Genomic DNA, 1,584 nt, shown 5'->3' on the forward strand with positions numbered 1-1,584 from the left:
CCTATGTCGGGAAAATCTGGCCGCTTAGGTCAGCAGGTCATGGGGCGTCCGGTGTCCCGGACGCCCTGTTACGGTTGCCCAGACGGGCTCTGCCGTCAAGAAATGATCTCTTCCATAGCAAACACAGGGTACGCACGGCGGCGGCCCTCACCGTCCTCAATACGAGATCCCAAATCCCAAGCAGAAGGCCCGAACATTATCTACGAGGTCAGCGAGCTGCCTCCACGGCTCGTCAGAGAGTGGTCCTTCCGCCTGGGCTCACCCCCTCGAAGAAGGGGCGATAGGGTTCGCCGTGTTTGACCACGGCGTGTACGGTGCGCGCCATCTTGGCCGCGATCGCGGTGTAAGCCTTGCGGCGCAGATGGGCATTGTGTCGATCCTTCGAGATGTAGCGTTCGAACTTGTCCCGGAAGCTGTTGGTCCGCTTGAGAACAGCGGTTTGGCCGGCCATCCAGAGCGTGCGCCGCAGCCGGGCATTGCCGTATTTCGAGATCCGGCTCTGACCGCGGAACATGCCGGACTGGACGGTGGCGAGGTCCATGCCGCAGAACTTCAGGAATTGCCGGTGATGTCGGAAGCGGCGCAGGTCGCCAGCCTCCGCCAGGATGGTCATGGCGTTGATCGGGCCGACGCCGGGGATGGTCGTCAGCAGCTGATAGTCGGGCAGATCCGACAGCAGCGCGACGGCCCGAGCCTCGATCTCATCGCGTTGCCGGACCAGGCTGCGGCCCTCTGCGAGAACGAGGCGGAACATGCGGACCGCATCGGAATCCCGGTGGACTGGAAGTCCAACCGAACCAACGGCCGTCGCGTAAATATCTGAAAGCAATTGCTCTTTGGAAACCTTCCGGCCAACGACGGCCCAAGCATCAGCGATGAAGGCGTCCCGGTCCATGGCCGAGATCATGTGTGGCGACGGGTACTTCTCCAAGAACGCCAGGAACCAATCCGTCCGCGAGCTTCGGTGAAATCGTTCGGCCTCGGGAAAATACAGCGGAAGGTAGTGCGTCAGAATGCGGTGCCATAGCTCGGTCTTCGAACGGGAGACGATCTCGTGGGTCTTTGACAGCTCCTGGATGTCGGCGGTTCCGAGGATCAGCGGATCGTGAAAGAACTGCACGGCGCCGATCTCCAGCATGTGCAGGATGACCTGGGCGTCCTTCGGGTCATTCTTGTCCCAGCTGTTGTGCAGGGCCTCCCGCGTCCTGGCCAGACCGACGGAGGAGACAAGCTTCAGCTCGAAGCCCGCCCGGCCGAGGTGGTGCGCAAGCGTGCGGTGATAGTTGCCGGTCGCCTCGAACCCAATCCGGACCGGCATGTCATAGCTGGCGAGGACAGCAGACAGGCGCTGGAAGTCGTCCAGCGTGTTGGTGATGGTTATGCGGCGGCGGCGCTTTTTGCCCGGAATGCCGATCAGCACTTCGTGGCGATGCTTGGAAATGTCGATGGCGACCAACAGGGTCGGCGCGATACAATGGGTGGCGGTCATAGCCGGTCTCCTCAGCGGTGTGGTTGTGCAAAACCACTGTTGAGACCTGAGACCCGGTTATGGCCACACGCTGCGCTATCTGGGGGCTGCGCGCG

General features: G+C 62.0%; 1 protein-coding gene. It reads right to left on the minus strand.

The features are described from left to right. Positions 1-232: 232 nt before the first annotated feature. Positions 233-1,489, minus strand: coding sequence for an IS110 family transposase (locus DQW77_RS17865; RefSeq protein WP_113259686.1), 1,257 nt, complete (start codon positions 1,487-1,489; stop codon positions 233-235). Between the last annotated feature and the right edge of the window lie 95 nt (positions 1,490-1,584).

Source organism: Roseovarius sp. TE539 (assembly GCF_003298505.1).
In the GTDB taxonomy this organism is placed as follows: domain Bacteria; phylum Pseudomonadota; class Alphaproteobacteria; order Rhodobacterales; family Rhodobacteraceae; genus Roseovarius.

What these genes read in the sequence shown, in the direction of transcription:
- DQW77_RS17865 (WP_113259686.1), bottom strand. Translation starts at nt 1,489, where the DNA reads ATGACCGCCACCCATTGTATCGCGCCGACCCTGTTGGTCGCCATCGAC.